Annotated in this window: 18 protein-coding genes and 1 pseudogene; 13 read left to right on the top strand and 6 right to left on the bottom strand. The window is 68.4% G+C overall.

Annotation, left to right across the window (positions count from 1 at the left end; genetic code table 11):
- Positions 1–217: 217 nt before the first annotated feature.
- The gene (locus tag AC2W7K_RS14745) at positions 218–1,462 is read left to right on the top strand and encodes an HNH endonuclease signature motif containing protein (RefSeq protein ID WP_486006335.1); all 1,245 of its coding nucleotides are present in this window, start codon (positions 218–220) and stop codon (positions 1,460–1,462) included.
- 188 nt (positions 1,463–1,650) lie between these two features.
- Here AC2W7K_RS14745 and AC2W7K_RS14740 read toward each other — a convergent pair whose 3' ends face one another.
- Complete coding sequence (locus AC2W7K_RS14740; RefSeq protein WP_486006334.1) at positions 1,651–2,235, bottom strand: HhH-GPD-type base excision DNA repair protein; 585 nt, start codon at positions 2,233–2,235, stop codon at positions 1,651–1,653.
- 137 nt (positions 2,236–2,372) lie between these two features.
- Between AC2W7K_RS14740 and AC2W7K_RS14735 the strand changes: the two genes are divergently transcribed.
- The 10 genes from AC2W7K_RS14735 (at position 2,373) to AC2W7K_RS14690 (ending at position 12,583) form a co-directional block, all read left to right on the top strand.
- On the top strand, positions 2,373–2,756 hold the full coding sequence (locus tag AC2W7K_RS14735) for a YchJ family protein (RefSeq protein WP_486006333.1): 384 nt from the start codon (positions 2,373–2,375) through the stop codon (positions 2,754–2,756).
- Between the two features lie 199 nt (positions 2,757–2,955).
- Positions 2,956–4,782 carry an MFS transporter gene (locus tag AC2W7K_RS14730; RefSeq protein WP_486006332.1) on the top strand — a complete coding sequence of 609 codons (1,827 nt, stop codon included), beginning with the start codon at positions 2,956–2,958 and terminating at the stop codon, positions 4,780–4,782.
- A gap of 57 nt (positions 4,783–4,839) precedes the next feature.
- Positions 4,840–5,349 (top strand): phosphoribosyltransferase, encoded by a 510-nt coding sequence (locus AC2W7K_RS14725; protein ID WP_137825613.1) that lies wholly within the window; start codon positions 4,840–4,842, stop codon positions 5,347–5,349.
- Positions 5,350–5,386: 37 nt separating this feature from the next.
- Positions 5,387–6,706, top strand: coding sequence for a carboxylesterase family protein (locus AC2W7K_RS14720; RefSeq protein WP_486006331.1), 1,320 nt, complete (start codon positions 5,387–5,389; stop codon positions 6,704–6,706).
- Positions 6,707–6,936: 230 nt separating this feature from the next.
- Positions 6,937–8,937: a vWA domain-containing protein gene (locus tag AC2W7K_RS14715; protein ID WP_486006330.1), complete on the top strand. Its 2,001-nt coding sequence runs from the start codon at positions 6,937–6,939 to the stop codon at positions 8,935–8,937.
- 43 nt (positions 8,938–8,980) lie between these two features.
- Positions 8,981–9,583, top strand: coding sequence for an alternate-type signal peptide domain-containing protein (locus AC2W7K_RS14710; protein WP_198498517.1), 603 nt, complete (start codon positions 8,981–8,983; stop codon positions 9,581–9,583).
- A gap of 81 nt (positions 9,584–9,664) precedes the next feature.
- Positions 9,665–10,264, top strand: coding sequence for a signal peptidase I (locus tag AC2W7K_RS14705; RefSeq protein ID WP_486006329.1), 600 nt, complete (start codon positions 9,665–9,667; stop codon positions 10,262–10,264).
- Positions 10,261–10,869: a hypothetical protein gene (locus AC2W7K_RS14700; RefSeq protein WP_486006328.1), complete on the top strand. Its 609-nt coding sequence runs from the start codon at positions 10,261–10,263 to the stop codon at positions 10,867–10,869. The genes AC2W7K_RS14705 and AC2W7K_RS14700 overlap by 4 nt, the downstream gene beginning before the upstream one ends.
- Positions 10,866–11,552 carry a hypothetical protein gene (locus AC2W7K_RS14695; RefSeq protein WP_486006327.1) on the top strand — a complete coding sequence of 229 codons (687 nt, stop codon included), beginning with the start codon at positions 10,866–10,868 and terminating at the stop codon, positions 11,550–11,552. The genes AC2W7K_RS14700 and AC2W7K_RS14695 overlap by 4 nt, the downstream gene beginning before the upstream one ends.
- Positions 11,553–11,647: 95 nt before the next feature.
- Entirely contained in the window at positions 11,648–12,583 is a 936-nt protein-coding gene (locus AC2W7K_RS14690) for a hypothetical protein (protein ID WP_486006326.1), read from the top strand.
- A gap of 63 nt (positions 12,584–12,646) precedes the next feature.
- On the opposite strand, the gene AC2W7K_RS14685 is transcribed toward AC2W7K_RS14690, so the two are convergent.
- Together AC2W7K_RS14685 and AC2W7K_RS14680 are read right to left on the bottom strand one after the other, a co-directional pair.
- Positions 12,647–12,907: a response regulator transcription factor gene (locus AC2W7K_RS14685; protein ID WP_486006325.1), complete on the bottom strand. Its 261-nt coding sequence runs from the start codon at positions 12,905–12,907 to the stop codon at positions 12,647–12,649.
- Between the two features lie 109 nt (positions 12,908–13,016).
- Positions 13,017–15,386: a hypothetical protein gene (locus AC2W7K_RS14680; protein ID WP_486006324.1), complete on the bottom strand. Its 2,370-nt coding sequence runs from the start codon at positions 15,384–15,386 to the stop codon at positions 13,017–13,019.
- 225 nt (positions 15,387–15,611) lie between these two features.
- Between AC2W7K_RS14680 and AC2W7K_RS14675 the strand changes: the two genes are divergently transcribed.
- Positions 15,612–16,694, top strand: coding sequence for a winged helix DNA-binding domain-containing protein (locus tag AC2W7K_RS14675; RefSeq protein ID WP_198498523.1), 1,083 nt, complete (start codon positions 15,612–15,614; stop codon positions 16,692–16,694).
- Between the two features lie 77 nt (positions 16,695–16,771).
- On the top strand, positions 16,772–17,689 hold the full coding sequence (locus tag AC2W7K_RS14670; protein ID WP_198498524.1) for a diacylglycerol/lipid kinase family protein: 918 nt from the start codon (positions 16,772–16,774) through the stop codon (positions 17,687–17,689).
- Positions 17,690–17,809: 120 nt separating this feature from the next.
- Here AC2W7K_RS14670 and AC2W7K_RS14665 read toward each other — a convergent pair.
- The 3 genes and pseudogenes from AC2W7K_RS14665 to pdxS form a co-directional block, all read right to left on the bottom strand.
- Positions 17,810–19,446 (bottom strand): annotated as a pseudogene (locus AC2W7K_RS14665) (helicase HerA-like domain-containing protein).
- Positions 19,436–20,017, bottom strand: a complete 582-nt coding sequence (pdxT, locus tag AC2W7K_RS14660; protein ID WP_198498526.1) for a pyridoxal 5'-phosphate synthase glutaminase subunit PdxT — start codon at positions 20,015–20,017, stop codon at positions 19,436–19,438. Before pdxT ends, AC2W7K_RS14665 begins: the two are co-directional and overlap by 11 nt.
- Entirely contained in the window at positions 20,011–20,892 is an 882-nt protein-coding gene (gene pdxS / locus AC2W7K_RS14655) for a pyridoxal 5'-phosphate synthase lyase subunit PdxS (protein ID WP_198498527.1), read from the bottom strand. Before pdxS ends, pdxT begins: the two co-directional genes overlap by 7 nt.
- Positions 20,893–21,002 lie beyond the last annotated feature (110 nt).

Below are 21,002 nucleotides of genomic sequence, written 5' to 3'. Positions count from 1 at the left end.
GCGGTCGGGTACCGTCCGCCGATCGAGGTCCATTCTGAATGGGTCAACCAGTCCGCGGCAGAACCCGTGGCTGCTTAGGAAACCAAGAAAAAGAGCCTCTACGAAACCCGGGGCTTGACAGCTGGGGTATATCGACCCGGATGGGAAGAAACCGGTCGAGGAGACTCCGCGCAGTGATTATGCGGTGACGATGCGACCGAAACGCAATGGTGACTGGGTGCTCAATGGTCTCCTCGACCCTGTTTCGGGGGCGGCGTTGAACGGGTTGCTGACCTCGCGGATCAAATCCGCGAACGAATCCACCCCAGACCAGGACACAACCCACACCGACAGTGACGGCAGTGCCTTCGGGGCACTCGCCGACTCCGATGGTTCGGGTGCCTGCGGGAACCCTGGTGACGGTGTCGTCGGAGCACCTACTGATGACGGTTGCGCTGACGGTGATCACGGTGGTGGCGACAGTGCTGTCGGAGGTCAGGAGTCTCTGTTCGACGTTGTCGATTCCGTGCTGCACGGTGACCGGTTCGACGCACCCCTACCGACCGTCGGCCAGGCCCCAGCCTGGGACCGAGCAGACACAGACGTCACCACTAGCTCCAACGGCACTACCGACCCCAACGGCCCACGCGTCAATGGGATAACGAACCCTGACAGCTCTGCCGGCGCGGACACCCCCGACGGCGCTGCCAACCCCGCCGGCTCCAACCCCGGCGAGGCGGCCGGTGAGTCCGGGGACAGTGAGTTCCTCGTGGGTGTCGGGGTGCGTGCTGACGGGTCCCGGGTCGATCTGACCGCTGAGCAGCCGACAGCCAGGGCGTGGATCTATGAACGGTTCGCGACTCTGGTCTCGCGGATCAGCATGGACCAGGCCGGGTCCGGGACTCCTTACGCGCTCGTCGTGACCGCGACGGCTGAGGATCTGGCCCACGGCACCGGGGAAGGCACGACCGGGGTTGAGACGCCGATCCCGATCGGTGAACTGCAGGCCCGGGGGTTGCAGGGGCAGGTGTTCTTCCATCTGGTGTCTCAGAAGGCGAAAACGGTGCAGGTGCTCACGGAGAAACGGTTTGCCAATAAGCAGCAGATCGCGGTGGTCACGGCCCGTGACAAGGGGTGTACGTTCCCGGGGTGTGATGCCCCTCCGGGGTGGTGTGATGCCAATCATGTGATCCCGCACGCCCGGGGAGGGTTGACGGAGATCAACAATCTGGCTCTGGCGTGCAGTGCTCATCATCATCTGATGGACCGGTCGGAGTGGGAGATGCGGATGATGACCAATGGGCGCCCTGCCTGGGTGCCACCGGCATCGGTCGATCCTGCCCGGGAACCGATCTTCCATCCCCGGTTCCTTGCCGAGGACATCATGAGCACTCTCTTCGACGACCTCAGTGGCACGGGCGGGCCTGATGATGCCGGTGGGGGTGAGTCGGGTGCGAACGGGTCGAGTCGACCACCCGACTGACCGGGCCAGGGGACAACTGTGCCCGAACCCAACTTGTAGCTGTGAACCTGTGGCTGTGGAACCGTCGTCTCAACGGCACCGCAGCCGACCAAGCCGCCGTGGAACAATCACCCGAGCGACACCACAACTGACCACGCCGCCCTGGAAATGTCAGCTGGCCGAGAACTGCCGTCGTCGGGAACCCGACTCTACTTCGCTGCTTTCTCGGCCTTCGCGGCGGCCTTGGCCTGCTTCTTGAAAGCTCGGACCTCTTGGAGAGTTCCCTCGTCGACGACATCGGCGATCGAACGACGGCTGCCGTCCTCACCATAGGCACCGGCTGCCTCGCGCCAACCAGACGCCGTGAGACCGAACTGCTTGCCGAGAAGCGCAAGGAAGATCTTCGCCTTCTGCTCCCCGAAACCGGGCAGATTCTTCAAGCGCTTGAGCACCTCGGCGCCGGTCGGCTCTCCACGGCTCCAGATCGCCGCGGTGTCACCGTCGTAGTCGTCGACAATGGCCTCAGCGAGTTTCTGCACTCTGGCGGCCATCGACTTCGGGAACCGATGCACGGCAGGCTTCTCCGCGAACTTCTCGAGGAATTCGTCCGGATTCATCTCCGCGATCTCGGCGACGTCGAGTCTGCCCAGGCGCTCAGCGAGCTTGGCGGGACCAGCGAACGCGACCTCCATCGGGACCTGCTGATCGAGCAGCATGCCTGTGAGCAGAGCAAAGGGATCCTCTGCGAGGAGTTCATCGGACGTGGGATCACCGGAGAGATAAACGGTCGTCATCCCTCCATACTGGCACGCCAACCCGCGGCTGGCACGTCCGAACACCACGAAGCGCGGGCAGTGGGCATCCGAACACCATGGTGGTGCGGGCACTCATTGTCCACTACTCGTCAGCGACCTCCCGATATCATCGAGCCATGACCTGCCCCTGCTCCGGAATGCCACCTGGTGCCAGCTTCGACGAATGCTGCGGCCCTGCCCTCGACGGCCAGCGATGGCCGATGACCGCCGCGGCGCTCATGCGGTCCCGCTTCACCGCCTTCGCCACGAAGAACGCCGATCACCTCTTCCGCACCTGGCATCCGCGCACCCGCCCAGCCGATCTCGGTGTCGACGACCTCGTCACCTGGACACGACTCGACATCGTCGACACCACCGGCGGCCTGGAGAACGACGACACTGGAACGGTGCACTTCCGAGCCCACTACCGCGACAGCCTCGGCGACCACATCCTCGAGGAGAACTCCGCTTTCGTGCGCCGTGCCGGCCGCTGGCTCTACCTCGAACCCGTCGCCGACTGACTGCACGGTCCATCTCACCTGTGCCGTGGATGACCTATACTCGTGGTCAGCGGCGCATCCGACGCCCAGCCCGGTCTGGCACCCCAGCACACAGACCATCCGGCGAAGGGGAGAACATCCTCGGATCGACCCGTCAGCGGTGAACTCCTGACCGGGCATTGAGCTGGGGCAGCGTTCGGTCGGCAGAGGACTGACCACCATGACGAAGAACAGCGACTTCAAATCCCTCGTGCGCGAACGCATGGCGCAGACCGGGGAGAACTACACCTCCGCCCGCGCCGCTCTCCTCTCGCAACGGCTCCTCGGCCCCGCCTCGGCGGCGAACGCCGACCCTGCGCCCCTCGATCCCGAACTCGCAGCCGCGCTCGACGCCTTCCGCGCGAAGACGCGCCGCACATTCATGCCGCACGGGCGACTCACCGCCATCCCGATGAAGCGGCGCGCGCTCGTCGTCCTCCTCCTCGACATCCGCGACACCGTCGACAGCGACCGGATCTACACGGAGAAGGAGATCAACGACCACCTCAAACAGTTCCACGCCGACTTCGCCCGCCTGCGACGCGAGCTCATCGACTACCAGTACCTCGAGCGCAATCCGCACACCGGGGAGTACTGGCGGATCGACACCCTTTCCCGAACGCCGAGGGAACATCAGCCAGGAAGCGGGGCCTCTCGAACAGCTCCCGCGATGACCGCGACGAGAGCCACGAGGCCCTTCCGCTCGCCCCGGTTCGCCGGCGTCTTCACCTCGTCGTTCAGCGGTGACCTCGCCGCCGCTTCCACCTCGGTCGCAATACCCCTGCTCATCGTGGGGCCGCTCGGCGCCGATGACGGCATCGTCGGTCTGGCTGTCGCCGCCGACGACATCGGCTGGCTCATCGTCGGACCCATCGCCGGGGTGCTCCATCCGGCAGTGCTCATCGGACTCCTCGTGGTGGTCAGCATCGCCAGCGTCTTCTTCCTCGTCGGCTCACCGAGCCTGCTCGCCACCGGCATCGACCCCGACGACCTCACCACAGCCAACAGCGCCCTGACGTGGAGTCAGTCCGTGGCGATGATCCTCGGACCACCGCTCGCCGGTGCGCTCATCGGGGTCGCGAACCCTGCCGCCGCCCTCCTCGTCACCGCGCTGGGCTACCTCGTCTCGTTCGTCCTGCTCGCGGTGGTGCTCCACCGTTGGGACGATCCTCAGCAGGGGAGAAGCGACCGAGAGTCGCAAGACAGTGACCCCCGGGACGAGGAAAGCGACACCCGAGACGAGAACAGCGACACCCGAGGCGAGGACAGCGACACCCGAGATGACGACAGCCATCTCCGCGAGAGACACCGCGATCCTCAGCAGGGGACGCCGGCAGACACCGGGGACGAGCGCCCGCGTCGACGAGTGGCCGCCGGTCTGATCGCCGACATCCTCACCGGATGGCGCTACCTCCTCAGCCGCACCGACGTCATGCGCATGGTCGCGAGCGGAGCCCAATTCAACCTCGCGCTGAGCATGCAGCAGGCCGTCATCGTCGTCTATCTTCTGTCACTCCCCGGCTTCACCGCCTCCCTCATCGGCGTCGCGCTCGGCGCCGCCGGCTTCGGCGGAGTCTGCGCCGCCATGGCCGCCGACCCCATCGCCCGACGCTTCGGTGAGGGCCGGGTCGTGTTCTGGTGCGTCCTCGGCGGCACCGGTCTCGGCCTCCTCATCCCACTGACCGCCTCGGTGCCGGGAATCGTCTTCCTCGTCCTCGGCTACTTCGGACTCAGCGTCGCCACCGTCGTCTTCTCCGCGATCACCGGCGCCTACCGCCAGCGCACGATCCCCGTCGGTCTGCTCGGCCGCGTCACCGCCGCGAGCCGCCTCATCTCCTGGGGCATCGCACCGTTCGGGGCCCTGGGCGGGGGAGCGATCGCCGCCCTGGCGGGTCCGTGGTGGGGTCTGGCCGCCTCGGCGCTGATCTTCGTCGGATCGGCAGGGTGGCTGTGGGGAATCAAATGGCAGATCAGCGACTCAGGCGCGTATCCTGAGATTCCCGATTGAGCCAACAGAGCACCCCGAACCCGCGAATCCCAGCACACCGACGCACAAGGAGTACCCATGGGCCAGGCCTACCACGCCGATTCGACCGATCTCACCGACAAGGAGATCCTCAGCTGGGACACCTTCGGCCAATCGGCCAGGGATCTCGCGCAGACCATCGCTGACTCCGACTACGACCCGGAGATCGTCATCGCGATCGCCCGCGGCGGCCTCCTGCCCGCCGGTGCCCTCGCCTACGCCCTCGGCCTCAAGCTCTCCGACGCGATCAACGTCGAGTTCTACACCGACGTCGAGGAGACCCTGCCCGACCCGATCCTGCTCGCCCCGATGCTCGACATCGAGGCGATCAAGGGCAAGAAGCTCCTCGTCGTCGACGACGTCGCCGACTCCGGACGCACCCTGGCCCTCGTCCTCGAACTGCTGAAGAAGAACGGCGCCGAGGCGCAGTCCGCCGTCATCTACGCGAAGTCCGCCTCGATCGTCGACCCCGACTTCGTGTGGAAGCGCACCGACCAGTGGATCGTCTTCCCCTGGTCCGCCGAACCCCCGGTCGAGCCCTCGAAGTAAGCCGATCTCGGAGCGACGTTTGCAGGACCGGGCAGCGATGAGTGCGCAGACGACAACGGCGCGGATCGACATCTCCGCACCGTGCGGAACCGTGCGCGCGGTCGTCGATGACGAGATCATCCGCGCCCGCGGAATCCGCTACGCCCGTGCCGAGCGATTCGCCCCACCGGTCGACGAACCCGCCGTCGACACCATCGACGCGACGCGCCCGGGACCGGCGAGTCCGCAGCACCGCATCGACCCCAACGCCGAGTTCCGGTTCGACCAGATCGGCGGCCTCGCCACCAGCGGGGACTGCCTGCGTGTGAGCGTGACGATGCCGGCCGACGCCCTCACCTCCGAGGAGGCGCTGCCCGTTCTCGTCTGGATCCACGGCGGCGCCTACGTCTCTGGTGCCGGGGACGCCGAGATCTACGACCCCCGCGCACTCGTCACCGAGCAGCGCCTCATCGTCGTCTCCGTGACGTACCGCCTCGGCGTCCTCGGCTACCTGGGCCAGGGCCGGCCCGAGCACTCGAACCTCGGCCTCCTCGACCAGATCTCCGCGCTGCGCTGGGTGCAGAGGAACATCGCCTCCTTCGGCGGCAACCCTGACAACGTCACTATCGCCGGCCAGAGCGCCGGTGCTGATGCGTGCGCCCACCTGATGATCGCCGAGGCGACCGCCGGCCTTTTCTCGCGCGTCATCATGGCGTCGGCGCCCTTGGGGCTCTCCGGCGGCACCGAATCGATGAACTGGGCCATGGCCCGCGTCGCCCAGCGCATCCCCGCCGACGCGAGCGTGCCGGAGATCCTCGCCGCCCAGGACGAGGTCCACAAGGCCGCGCTCGTCGGCGGACTCCACGCGGGCATGTGCTTCGGCGTCCACTACGGCGCCTACCCGCTGCCCTCGCGAGCTGAGGCCGCCGCCGCATGGAAGAGCGTGGCACCTGAGTACGACGTGCTCATGACCCGCACCGAACGTGAGATCGCCTTCTTCGCCGGGTTCGTCCCCGCCTTCCACCGCCTCCACGCACGCCGGCTGACCTCACCGATGCTCGAATCGCTCATCTCCGGCATCACCTCGGCGGTCTACACGCGCGCGGCGAAGGAGTTCTACGACCGGCACCGGATGTCCGGGGGACAGGGCTCCCGTCTCCTCATCGTCTCCCGCGGCGACGGCAGCTTCTTCGACGCCGCGCACTCCGGTGACCTGCCGCTGCTCTTCCCCGGTCCCGTGTGGGACTCGAGCTTCCTCGACTACGGGACCACCGCCGAGGTGGCCGGACCTGAGCTGCGCCGGATCTGGGGCCGCTTCGCGAGAACCGGAGCGCTGCCGCGGGTGCCCGTTCCCGGGCTCATCGACATTCTCGGCTGAGGCTCCGGGCCGTCGGATCCGGGTACGTGGCCCCGCCCGATTCCAAGCCCCGTACCCCGCCTGGGTGCGGCGTCCGTCACATCGGCGGCGAAGTCTGAGAACGGGCTCGCAGCAACCCCGGCGAAACCCAACACTTTCCCAACACCCAACCCGTCCATTCGGCCAGGGTGCTGCGCGCGCGCGATTCCTACACTCGAACAGTTGCCTCCACACACTGCTCGAGGAGAACCGTGAGAGACCAGCATGGATTCGCGCCCAGGCTCACCCGCGCCTGCGTCATCATCGCCACGATCCTGGTGATGATGTTCTCTGCCGTTCCCGTCGCCCACGCAGACCCGCAGGGCGAGGATGCAGCACCGACCCCCTCGCAGTCCCCGACCCCCACTGAGGCCCCGGCACCGGCGGCCGGCGAATCTCCTGAAGAGACGGAGTCTCCCGCACGAGCGCCGCGTGCCGTGGCCCCGCAATCGGTTCCCACCCCTTCCGGCAACAATGCCGTGATCACCGTCAAAGTAGGAGGAGACCGCACCGCAGCGAACTCCGTCTCCGGACTCGCCGGCGTCACGCTGCGCCTTTACGACGGCGACTCCCGTGGGCCGTCGACCCCCGTGCGCGACAGCTGGGCCACCTGCACCTCAGATGGAGACGGCGACTGTTCGTTCGTTGTGCCGCAGACGGGAAGAGGGCTCATTTTCGGGCAGGAGAACCGTGACAAGCGATTCTGGGTCGTCCAGGAATCGACGCCGAACGGTTGGTCAGCCAACGACAAGCTCGTCATCGGCTCAGCCTCGAGCAATTCGGCTCAGCAGTACACGTTCCGGACGGGCACTCAGCTGCGTGCGGGCAGCACCTACCGCTCCGGTTCGGACTTCATGACGTCCGGGTCGCGATCGAACTCCACGAACTCGACCGGCACCTGGCAGAACAGCCGCACCAATCCGGCGCTGGAGGCCTCGTGCACCGCCGGGCTGCGCGTCGCACTCGTCCTCGATCTCTCGGGATCCGTCGCGAATTCGGGAGCGCTCGGCACCCTCAAGGACTCCGCGAAGGGGATGGTCGACGCCCTCAAGGGAACGAACTCCTCGATGGCCCTCTACACGTTCGCCTCCAACGCGCCGCGCGACTCCACCGATAGCGGTCGCAACTGGCCCTCGATGTCGATCGATCCCGGTGACAACGCGAACACGATCAAATCGCGAATCGACGCCTATGTCGCAGAGGGCGGCACCAACTGGGACAGCGGTCTGTGGCAGGTCGCGGATGCCAACGAGCAGTACGACCTCGCCGTCGTCGTCACCGATGGTCTGCCGACCTTCTCCTCCGGCAACACCTCGACCTACGGCAACGTGACGAGCTTCGACGAGATCGAAGCCGCGATCTACTCCGCCAATGCCATCAAGGCCGGTGGCAGCCGCATCATGGCTGTCGGCGTCGGCGACGGCATCCAGGGCGGCGTCGAGAACCTCGCCGCGATCTCCGGTCCCGCCGGCTACAGCGACGGCGGATCGATCAACGACGCCGACTACTTCCAAGCCGGGTGGGAGGACCTCGCGAGCCTCATGGAGAACGTCGCCAAGGGCGCCACCTGTCGAGTGGACATCGAGATCGCCAAGCAGACCCTTCCCTACGGAGCCGACAGTGCATCGCCCGGAGGTGCCGGATGGACCTTCGGGGTGACCGCCTCGGCGCCGGGAACCCTGCAGCAGGACACCCGGCAGACGACCGGAGAGAACTCGAAGGTCGGCTACCAGGTCCGCTTCTCCACACCGAAGCCCGCACAGAAGTCGAGCGTCGACATCGAGGAGATCCTCACCGATGCCCAGACCGCCGACGGCTGGACGATCGACGCCGTCGAATGCACCGTCAACGGCGCCAAGGTCAATGTCGACAAGAGCGACATCAGCCTCGACGTGACCTCCGGGGACACCGTGAAGTGCACCGTGACGAACAAGCAGACGCTCGTGCCCGGTGTCTCGATCGAGAAGAAGGCATGGGACACCCCGACCGCTGACGGACTCGACGGTGCCAAGGAGATCCCCGCCGGGGAGCGGGTGGCCGACGGCACGACGATCACGTGGACCTACCTCGTGACGAACACGGGAAAGACCCCGCTCGACGGCATCAGCGTCGTCGACGACAGACTTCCGGGCACCGCAGTCACATGCCCGAAGACCAGCCTGAACCCAGGCGAAACCATGACCTGCTCCGCCTCCGGCGCAGTGACCAAGTAAGACAGTGCAGCCGAACGGCAGCCACCCCCACAAGGAGAGAACAGTGAAGAAGCAGACCCTCGGAATCATCGCCGGAGCGGCCGGAGCAGCCCTGCTCCTCGGCGGCGGAACCTTCGCCCTCTGGTCCGACAGCGCCGAAGCCGACGGCGGACAGATCACGGCCGGCAACCTCGATGTCGCCGTCACCGAATCCGGCTGGCAGGACATCTCGGCCGACCGCGCCGACAGCCCCCACGCGATCGACCTCGCGACCTTCAGGATCATCCCGGGCGACACCGTCCAGGGCAAGTACGGCGTCGATGTCGGCCTCGAAGGCGACAACATGGTCGCGAAGCTCCAGCTTGCCGGCGGCGGAGAGCTCGAAGGCGCACTGGCCGAAGGCCTCAGCCTCACCTACACCGTCGAGGATGCCAACGGCCAGCAGATCGCCTCGGGTGACAACGCCGGCGTCGAGGTCACCCTCGTCTCGCCCGACAACACCGCACCCGGCTCCAACCAGGTCGCTGCCGGCACGGCCGTCGACGGCACCGCCGACTTCAACGTCGTCGTCACCGCCGAATTCGACGAGTCCACCCCGAACCGGGAACTCGTGCAGCAGCAGGCCGCCCTCGCCGGGTCGACCATCCAGCTCAACCAGGACCGCTGAGCCGCTGCACAGCTGACACACCCCGCCGCGGAGACGCGGCACATCTGAGAGACGCAGAGAACACACGAAGAGGAGAGCACCATGGCCCGGACCACGGGATTCGCACGCGGACTGTCGTCCGGCGTGTTCGCCATCCTCCTCATCGGCTTCCTCGCTCTCGCCGTCGCGGTCGGCGTCGTTCCGAAGGTGATGAACGGCGCGGCGCTGACCGTGCTCACGGGTTCGATGGAACCCACCTACGAACCCGGCGACATCGTCGTCTCGGTGCCTCAGGACCAGTACCGCATCGGCGACCCGGTGACGTTCCAGCCCCGCTCGAACGATCCCATGCTCATCACCCACCGCGTCGTCGCCGTCACCGACTCCGCGGACGGCCGCACCTACGTCACCCGCGGTGACGCCAACGGCGACGACGACGAACCCATCGTCGAAGCCCAGGTGATGGGCAAGGTCCTCTACTCGATCCCCAAGCTCGGGTACGTCCAGCAGGCCGTCGGCGGCAACAAGGGTCTCCTCGTCGCCGGCATCGGATTCGTCCTCATCGCCTATGCCGCCTACGCCCTCGTCTCCGGCGCGATCGAACGCCGGCGCGAGAAGAAGGACGCGGCAACGACGGCAGCCGACGCGGGCCCATCGACGATCGAGCACTCACGCACCCCCGAGACGGAGAAGACGACATGACGAGGAAGAACTGGCGACTGCCGCTCCTTGCCGCCGGCGTCCTGCTCGCCGGAACCGCAGTCGGCAGCGGCACCATGGCGCTGTGGAAGACCACAGGCACTGCCGCACCAGCAGCGATCGTCTCCGGAGACCTCGACGTCACCGCCGGTGAGACCACGTGGCGTGAGACCTCACCGGACGTCACCGACAGCGGCCGGACGATCGACCCCGACGCCTTCCTCGTCCGCCAGGGTGATTCCGTTGCGATGACCCAGGACTTCACCACCCACCTCACCGGCGACAACATGGTCGCCGGCATCACCGTCAACTGGTCGGACCCGGCTGCTCTGCCCGACGGCGTGACGGCGACCTACGAAGTGCTCGACGCCACCGGGAACCGCCTCGGTGAACCCGCACCGATCGGCACTGTGACCACGCTTGACGACCCCAGCGAACTCCTCGTCACCGATGACGCGGGACGCTCCGACGACTTCTCCGTCCGCGTCTCCCTCGACTTCGCCGACCTCGACGATCGGTTCGGCGCCGAGAGCCCCGTCCAGGTCGCCGACCTCGGACGCTTCGCCTTCACCCTCGACCAGACCCGTGAGGAGGGAGACCGACCATGACGAAGCAGCGCACAGCCGCCGTCCTCAGCGCGTTCGCGGCCCTCGGCATCCTCATCGGCGCCGGCGGAACCTCCCTCGCCCTGTGGTCGGACACCGCGCACGGCGACGGGGAGATCTCGAGCGGCTACGAACACTTCGCGGCCGGTCGCGTCGACGACGCCCAGCCGGCGAACGACGGGCGCGTCACGGTGGGCATCGGTCCCGCCGATGCCGAGACCCTCATCCGCGACGGCGAAGTCGCCATTCCCCTCCAGACGGATTCGCTCAGCCAGGGCAACAAGGGCCTGCGCTATGAGCTCACGCCGCCCGCGTGGTCCGACGGCATCTTCGGCGCCTCCGACGTCATCGTGTTCCCCGTCAGCGCACCCGGCGACTGCACCGTCGCCAACGCTCCCGCCGCACAGGGCGAGCTCACCTCGACCCCGGTGAGCGCCGACTACTCGGACACGACGACTCCGACGACCGAATACTGGTGTGTCACGGCGACGCTGACCGACAACGGCACGGTCGGCGAGTACGAGAACACGGCGACCGTCACCGCTGAGGATCCGGCAGGCACCGAGGTCGAGGCGAAGGACTCCTGGTCAGCGACGGTCGGACTCGGCCTCGACCCGAAGAAGGAGCCGACCCACGAGATCACGTTCGCCTACGAGACCTTCCGCCCCGGGGGTGAGCAGCCGTGACGCGCACTCACCTCCTCGTGGCCGGAGCAGTCGTCGCAACGAGCCTCCTGGGCGCCGGCACGCCTGCGGTCAGTGCAACCGCTGTCAACGCACCAGTGAACTCTGCTTCCGTCACCGAGTCGACCGGACTGAGCGCGCCGACCGGACTGAGCGCGTCGCACGCAGCGACCACGGCAGCGCAGGTCAGCGCCGCGGGTGCTGACCACAGCGCCGCAAGCGCTGACTACAGCAGAGCCATTCAGCTCTCGTGGGACGGCAGCAGCTACCGCGACGCGACGACGGAGAGCTTCGTCGGCTTCCCCGTCACCGTCCCCGGCGACTCGACGTCTCGCACCATCATGGTCCGCAACGACGGACCCACCGACGGAACAATGACTGTGAGCATCGTCGACGTCGAACTGCTGACCCCGACGATCGACGACGACTTCTACTCGGACCTGCTCATCGACTGGCAGACCGGTCGGTCGTCGATCCGGGACCTCGAGAGCGCAGGCACGACCCGGATCATCGAGATGCCGCTGCCCCAGGGGGAGACGACCCCGGTGACGATCGGCTACGACTTCCCCCGCGAGGCGACCTCGGGCAACAAGTCCGACGTCGGTGAGCGGCAGGGCCGGTTCGACGTGCTCTTCCAGCTCGGCGGTGACGACGCCGGGTCGGCCGGGTCCGCCGGAGCGGAGGCGGACGGCAGTGCCGATTCCGGTGGGCAGTCCGACGCGAGTGGTCAGCCCGACGCCGCCGCCGACTCCGAGGCGGCGGCGAACTCGAACGCCGGAGCAGACTCGAAAACCAGAGCCGACGCGAACGCGCGAGCCGCTGCGGCCGGCTCGGCGAACTCAGACGGCAACTCCGCGGCCGCAGGAGGCAACGGCTCCACCGCGAACGCCGACGGCAGCGGCTCCGATGCCAGCAGCGACGGCGGGTTCCTCCCGCGCACCGGTGGTGCGATGTGGTGGATGGCCGTCCTCGGCGCCGTCATCGCCGGTGCCGGTGCCGCCATGGTGCGGTTGGTCCAACGTCGCAGCAATTGAGCTTGAGCACCTGAGCTCAAACGCGCCCAGGAGCGCGCCCCGAGTCGCGGCACCGGCAGCAACTCACCGGAACATCCTGGCCACCTCGCTGCGCCGATTGAGCTGGAGCTTCCGCAGCACATTCGACACGTGATAGCGCACGGTCGCCGTAGCGACGAACAGCTCCGCAGCGATCTCCTGGTTGCTGCGCCCCTGAGCGAGGAGACGACCGATCTCCATCTCCCGGTTCGTCAGCGACGCGAGCAGATCCTGTTCGCTCTCAGCAACCGTGCTCAGGGCATCCCGGATCCCCGGCTCGTACGCCCCTGCACCGATCCTCCGCACGATCGCGAGCGCCTGATCGAGCGCCTTCCTGGCCTCCTCGCTCCGCCCGAGCCCGGCGAGGACGACACCGTAGTCGCGCAGAGTGAGCGCCCGGGGAAGCGGGAACCGATCATCGTCGAGCGCGCCTCGAAGCGGCGGAGCGCCTCGGCAACGGCATCCGACCGGTCGGACGTCGACCCGGAGACTCCACTACCAACGACGATCCGCCGGGCGCGCAGCCAGTCGACCGACCCCCAGTAGGGCTGCCAGCTCGTGCCCTCCATCTCGCCGAGGCGGTCGATGAGTGCGTCGGCCTCGGCGAACCGTTCGAGGTCGAGGAGCGCATGCGCGCGATAGTTGAGGAATCCCCGCTGGGTCCCGATGAGGCTCTTGACCTTCTCCGGGGCCGACGCTGCCAGCACGCGTTCGGGATCACCGTGGCGCGCGCCCGCTCACACGACGCCGTGATGACCATGTCCGCGGCATACGGCTGCCACTGCATGCTCGTCTGCCGGTCGGTCTGCGCCTCGAGATCGATGAAGTCCGGCACCCCGCGTGCCGCGTTGAGCCACGCATGGAGACCCGACAGCGGCAGCCGGGTCTCGACGTCGATCGTGCTGCCGCTCGACTCGGTCGCGGAGAGGACGAGTTCGGCCGCCTCGTCGAGCGACCCGGTCAGCGACGTCGCATGTGCATGGAGGAGGCGCACCGTTCCCGCACCCCACGGTTTGACGACGGATTCGAGGAGTCCGACGCCGATCCCGGCAAGAGTCCGGGCCCGACCCACCTCGCCGATCGTCATCGCGACGACCGCGAGCGGGGTGAGCGCGTCGACCTTGAACGAACTCGGCTCGAGAGCGAGCACCCGCGGGACGAGGGCATCGAGTTCGGCGATGACGGTCGCCCGGTCGGCCTCGAGGACGAGCTGCAGCAGCCGGTAGGTCTCGAGCACCATCGCGCGCCCCTGCGGCGCCACCATCCAGCGGATCCCCGGGCGGGTGACCTCCTCGGGGTCATGCGGGGCACGGGCGATCGTTGCGAGCGCGGCGTCGATGACCGGACCCAGCCGCCCGTAGTCCCGACTCCGGATGACCTCGACGACGGAGAGGTAGGCGGCATACGACTGGAGGGTGCGCACGTCCGGGTCGTCGGTCGCCTCGGCGAGGAACTGTTCGAGCCGCTCCCGCGGGAACTCCTGATCCTTGCGGTGGGCGAGCATCGTGAGGATGATGCATTCGCGGACCGGGCACTCCGGCAGCGCTTCGACCTCGGGCAGCAGGTCGAGCACGGCGTAGACCGTCTTGCCGCGCATGTTGAGCAGGATGAGCCTGATGAGCATCGTCTGCCGCGCCTCACCGGTGGCGATGTCGAGGCTGCGGCGCATGACGTCGTTGACAGCGGCGTAGCTGCGCGCGGCCACGGATTCGGCGATGAACCCGTCGACCGCCTCGGCGAGCTCATCCGTCCACTCCTCGGCTCCGCTCAACGCGTACCACATCCGGCGGAACCCGGTCGCCGACGGTGCCAGTGCGCGGTAGATCGCCTGGGCGCGCTCGCGCGGCAGCATCTGCCGCACGGCATGGGCGATGAGTGCGTGACGCGGCGCGATCGTCGACCCGAACCCGGATTCCGAGAGCACCGAGGCGGCGACGGCGGGATGAATGTCGGCGGGTTCGCCGAGGCGGTCGGCCACCTCGGCGACGATGTGCGGAGCGAGCTCCGTATCGGCACAGCAGACGATCTCGACGGCCAGCCGGGCGGCGGGGGAGAGGCCGAGGACCGGAGCGAGCAGCGGATTGTGGTCGGGGTCGACGCCGCGGATGGGGATGTCCCAGAGGAGGTGGAGCTTGTTGCGCTCCTGCGGGGTGATCCGGCGGAAGATGCTGTCGATGCCGAGGAAGGATCCGCCGGTGGCGTTGCGCAGCGATTCGGCGGTGAACGGTGAGATAGATGCGCCGAGGAGGTCGACCGCCAGCGCCTGGATCTCTGCGATCGTCAGCGCCTCGAGGACGATGTTCTCCCCCTGCGGGGAGGACTCGGCGAGGTCGGCGATGAACGAGACGGGGGCGCCGTGGACGTCGGGCAGCCGGCCGGCGACGACGATGAAGTAGCCCTGCCGCATGATCCGGGGAACGAGGTAGCGGAGCACGAGCCGGGATTCGACGTCGATCCACTGGGCGTCGTCGACGAGGACCGTCTGCAGCGGGGGCCGCTCATTGTCGGTGAGCTCGGCCATGATCTCCCGGGCGACGTCGAGCGGTGCCCGGGTGCCGTCGAGGATCCGGAACGGGGCGAGTCCCGTGCTCAGGAGTCGTTCGACGAAGCTGAAGGGCGCGTCCTTCTCGAACTCGTCGGCCGTGGCGAAGGCGACCGGTGACGTCCTGAACATCGTCTCGCCGATCCGGCGCAGCAGCCACGTCTTGCCGGTTCCCGCGAAGCCGGTGAGCATGCAGAGCATGCCGCCTTCGGTCACGGCTCGGGCGCAGATGTCCTCGACCATTCGCTCGCGTGCTCTGATCGGACTCAATGTCACTGGGGATTCCTCTGTCGTGGGGGTGTGGTCGTGGGGGAGCGCTGTCCTTCAATGATCGAACAACCGTTCACTATGTGTGAAGTGAAACACCCTGACCTCGGCATTCCGTTATCCGACCGTAATCGGTGCTCTCTCCGACGTTATCCCATGACGGCGGTCATCCACTTTCCGTGCTCACGCTACGCTGAGGGCATGGACATCGCACAGGTCTCGGCGGCGCGCATGATCTCCTCGGGTCTCGTCGGGGCCTGCGGTGATGATCCCGCCGAGGTGGTCCGCCGTCTCGCGTGCATGCAGGCCCAAGCGCTGCCGGGAGCCCTCGTGTCGATGGCGCTGCGCACCGCTTCGCAGTCCCTGCCCGCGGTGCGCGCAGCGATCGAGGACGGCCGGATCGTGCGGACGTGGACGCAGCGGGGCACCCTCCATTTCGCCGCCGCCGAGGACGTCGGCGGGATCCTCGCCCTCACCGCCCCGCGGCTGCTCAAGGCCCAGGCCGATCGCCGCGCCCACTTCGGGGTGAGCGAGCCGATGCTCGAGCAGGCGGCCGAGCTCGCCGAGACCGCGATCTCCGCGCGCGGACCGCTCAGCCGCGACGACCTCCTCGCCGAGTTCGCCCCGCTGCTCGAGGGCGTCGCTGAGGCCGACGCCTACGGTCGGCAGCGCTACCTCCTCACGACGCTGTCGATGCAGGGCCTCCTCGTCCAGTCCGGCTTCACCGCCGACGGGCAGGAGATGAGCTACGCCCTGCGCGACCGCAGTGCGGATGCAGCGATCGACACCGAGGCGGCGCTGCGCCAGTGGCTGCGCCGCTATGTCGAGAGCCACGGACCGGTCACCGTCGACGATGCGGCCCGGTGGACGGGTCTGCCGAAGACGCCCGTCCGCGCCGCCCTCCGCGCGCTCACCGACGAGGGCGCCATCGTCACCGCGACGATCGATGAGCGCGAGCACGTTCAGGCCCCCGATCTCGACGACCGCCTCGGCGAGTGTGAGGCCGCCAGCGGCACGCTCATGCTCCTGCCCGGCTTCGACGAACTCATCCTCGGCTACAAGGACCGCAGCCAGACGCTCGCTCCGGCCCACGAGAAGTCCGTGGTCCCCGGCGGCAACGGGATGTTCAAGAACACCGTCATCGACGGCACCCGGGCCCGCGGGACGTGGAAGCGCTCACCGCGGAAGACCGGACCGCGGGTGATCATCGAGCCGTTCACGGGCGAGACCGTCGACCTCGCCCGCGCCGAGGCGGCGGCACTGACCCATCCGGCGTTCGGCTGAGCGAGTGGTGAGGGAGAGGGCATGCGCGGTGGCACGGGAGAGGCCGGACCCACGCGGCCGCGGTTGAGGAGGCGCACATGAGACTGGGGATCATCGTCAATCCGCTCCACGCGCGCACGCACCGCGCCCATCACCGGCTCGTCACCCTGCTCGATCGCGTCCACGTCCGGTACCGCACGGTGTCGACGTCTGCCGTCCGGCCGGGTGCCGAGCAGGCGCGGGAGCTGGCGGATTGGGGTGCCGAGGCGGTCGTCGTCCTCGGCGGCGACGGCACCCTCCGGGCGGCCGCCCCGGCCCTGGCGATTGCGGACCTGCCGACGCTCATCATCCCGACGGGAACGGCGAACGTGTTCAGTCGGGCGCTCGGCGTGCCGAACGCCCGCGCCGGCCTCGCCCTCTGCGAGGAGTACCTCCTCGGAGCGGCGCCGACGACGGGCGTGCCGATCAGCCTCGCCGAGGGCATCGATGCCGACGGCGCGCACCGCCACGAGCACTTCCTCTCCCTCGCCGGGATCGGCGGCGATGCCCACGCTGTTGCCGGCCACCGGCGCGAATGGGGCCTGCTCGGCTATGCCCGCGGGGCCCTCGGCGCGCTCTTCGCGCCCGAGATGGACGCGCGGATCGACGGAGAGGCACTGCGTGTCTGGTCGGTCATGGGGGCGAAGGCCGCCCGCCCGGCCGGGCCGATCCCGGTGTTCCCCGGCGCCGAGGTGACCGGTGAGGACCTCGAATTCCTCGCCGTCGTCCTCGCCGCCGACTCTCCCGTGAGCCGGGTGGGAGCGTGGGCGGGCATCGGCACGTCCTGCGTGCGGGGGCACCCCGAACGCGACGAGAACATGCGCTACTGGACGGCGCGATCGGCCCGGATCTCCGTCGCCGAACCCGCACCGGTCCACCTCGACGGGGACCACCTCGGCGAGTTCAGCTCACTGCGGATGAGCACCGGTGATCTGCTCCTCGAGGTCGTCGTGCCGGCCGCGCACACTACCGACTGACGCTGCTGCTCGCAATGCGAGGTTCCGTCGGCAACGAGGGAGGGCAGCTTAACGCTGCCGCGGGCAACGCGAGATGTCGCCGGCAGTCGGGGAATACGGCCTGACTGCCGGCGGCGTAGCCTACCGTCGCCGGCGCGAGGTGCCGAAGATCCCGCGGGCGATCTCCCGGGCCGCCGTGCGGGTGAACTGCTTGAACGCCGAGGAGTTGACGACCTGAGAGAAGAGGTTGTCGTCCTTCTTCTCCGCCTTCGCGTCCTGCTGCCGCGGTGCCCGGGCACTCTCCTCGGGGAACGGGACTCGCTCGGAACCGCTGCCGGCGTCGCCGCCGGAAGTCGGAGACCCAGCAGTCTGTGACCCGGCCGTCTGTGACCCCGCAGTCTGCGAGGCCTCGGCCTCCTGCTCGGCGGCTCCCGCTTCGAGGCGCTTCGTGAGGATCTCCCGCGCCGACTCGTTGTCGATCGCGGTCCCGTACTTCTTCTGCTGGTCGGATGCGGCGACGGCGGCCTTGATCTCGTCCTCGCTCATCGGCCCGATCTTCGACTCGGGAGCCCGCACCCGCGTCGCGGCCACGGGAGTCGGCGCGCCGTCGGGGTCCATGACGGTGACGACGGCCTCGCCGATGCCGAGCGAGGTGAGCAGCGATTCGAGGTCGTAGTCGGACTTCGGGAACGTCGCGACCGTCGCCTTGAGCGCCTTCGCGTCGTTGGGGGTGTGCGCCCGCAGCTGATGCTGGATGCGGGAGCCGAGCTGCGCGAGCACGTCCTCGGGGACGTCCTTCGGCGTCTGCGTGACGAAGAAGACGCCGACGCCCTTCGACCGGATGAGGCGCACGGTCTGCGTCACCGATTCGAGGAACGCCTTCGAGGCATCGGCGAAGAGGAGGTGGGCTTCGTCGAAGAAGAAGACGAGAGCGGGCTTGTCGGCATCGCCCACCTCGGGCAGATCCTGGAAGAGATCGGCGAGCAGCCACATGAGGAACGTCGAGAACAGGGCAGGGGACTGGTTGAGCTTCTGCAGCTCGAGCACGGAGACGATGCCGGCCCCGCTGTCGTCGACGCGGAGGAGATCGGCGGTGTCGAACTCCGGTTCGCCGAAGAAGACGTCGCCGCCCTGGGCGGAGAGTTCGGCGATCTTGCGCAGGATCACCCCGACCGTCGCCTTCGACGCCCCGCCGATGCCCTCGAGCTCGGCCTTGCCCTCATCGGAGGTGAGGTAGGTGAGCACGCGCGGAGGTCGGAGAGGTCGAGGAGGGCGAGCCCGGCCTTGTCGGCGTAGTGGAAGACGAGGGAGAGCACCGACTCCTGGGTGTCGTTGAGCTCGAGCACCTTCGACAGGAGGATCGGGCCGAAGGAGGTGACGGTCGCGCGGATCGGGGTGCCGAGCCCGGAATCGCCGAGGGTGTAGAACTCCGTCGGGTTCGCCGCCGGGTCCCACTCCTGTCCGGCGGCCTCGAGCCGCTTCGTCAGCTTCTCCGAGGCGACCCCGGGCGCGCCGATGCCGGAGAGATCGCCCTTGATGTCGGAGGCGAAGACGGGGACCCCGGCCTTCGAGAGCTGCTCGGCGAGCACCTGGAGGGTGACGGTCTTGCCCGTGCCGGTGGCCCCGGCGACGAGGCCGTGGCGGTTGAGCATCGCCAGCGGAATGGAGATGGGAACGTCGGGAGCCGGTGTCTCCCCGTCGAGCGCCACCCCCAGTTCGAGGGTGGCGCCGTCGAAGGTGTATCCGTCTTTGAGCCTGGTCATCGCCTCAGTCGTCATGGCCCAATCCTCGCACGAACTCGGCGTGGAGTCTCGTGTCCGGACCCAACTCGGGGTGGAAGCTCGCCCCCCACACCGTGCCCTGCCGGACGAGGACCGGACGTCCGTGATGACTGGCGAGCACCTCGGCGCTGCCCGTCTCGACGATCTGCGGGGCCCGGATGAACGTGCCGTCGAAGTCCGGGGTCATTCCTGCGATCGTCAGCGGCGCGACGAAGGATTCGCGCTGCCGGCCGTAGGCATTGCGGGCCACGGTGACATCGAGTCCGCAGAGGCGGTCGTAACCGGCGAGCGAGTCATCGGTGAGGCGGTCGGCGAGGAGGATGAGTCCCGCGCACGTGCCGAACGTCGGCAGGCCGCCCCGGATCTCCTCGCCGAGGCGGCCGAAGAGTCCCGTGGGGGCGGCGAGGCGGACCATGGCGCTCGATTCCCCGCCGGGCAGGACGATGCCGTCGAGTCCGGGCAGATGCTCGGGGCGGGTGACCCTGCGGGTCTCGACCCCCAGGGAGCCGAGCACCGTGAGGTGCTCGCGGAACGCTCCCTGGAGGGCGAGGACGCCGACCGTCACCATCCGCGCTCGGCGAGGCGGTGCGGGGCGGGGACGTCGCCGACGTTGATGCCGACCATCGCCTCGCCGAGACCGCGGGAGGCGGCGGCGACGGCGGCGGGGTCGTCGTAGTGGGTCGTCGCCTCGACGATCGCCCGGGCGCGGGCCTCGGGGTTGCCGGACTTGAAGATGCCGGAGCCGACGAACACGCCGTCGGCGCCGAGCTGCATCATCATCGCGGCGTCGGCCGGGGTGGCGATGCCGCCGGCGACGAACGTGACGACCGGGAGGCGGCCGAGCGACGCGACCTGCTTGACGAGCGGGTAGGGGGCGGCGATCTCCTTGGCCGCGACGTAGAGCTCGTCCTCGCTCTTGGCGCCGAGCGCGCGGATCTCGGAGTTGATCGTGCGCAGGTGGCGCATCGCCTCGGAGACGTCACCGGTGCCGGCTTCGCCCTTCGAGCGGATCATCGACGCGCCTTCGGTGATGCGGCGCAGCGCTTCGCCGAGGTTCGTCGCCCCGCAGACGAACGGGACCTGGAAGACGGACTTGTCGATGTGGTTGACGTAGTCGGCGGGGGAGAGGACCTCGGACTCGTCGATGTAGTCGACGCCGAGGGTCTCGAGGATCTGCGCCTCGACGAAGTGGCCGATGCGAGCCTTGGCCATGACCGGGATCGACACGGCGCTGATGATCGATTCGATGAGGTCGGGGTCGCTCATCCGGGCGACGCCGCCCTGGGCGCGGATGTCCGCGGGCACCCGTTCGAGTGCCATGACCGCCGAGGCGCCTGCGGCCTCGGCGATGCGCGCCTGCTCCTCGTTGACGACGTCCATGATGACGCCGCCCTTGAGCATCTGGGCGAGTCCGGTGTTGAGCAGGGTCTGAGTCTCGGTCATTGCTGGGCCTTCGTTCTCCGGCGCCGGGGAGCGGCGCTCTGGTGTCGTGACTGTGGTGTCGTGCCGGACCGCGGGCGCAGATCGCCTCAGACGAGGTGTCGGCGTCGGGT

The organism is Brevibacterium sp. LAARM2_SD2 (genome assembly GCF_057364785.1).
The sequence above is the reverse complement of the archived record's forward strand: the minus strand, read 5'-3'. Positions and strand labels throughout refer to the sequence as shown.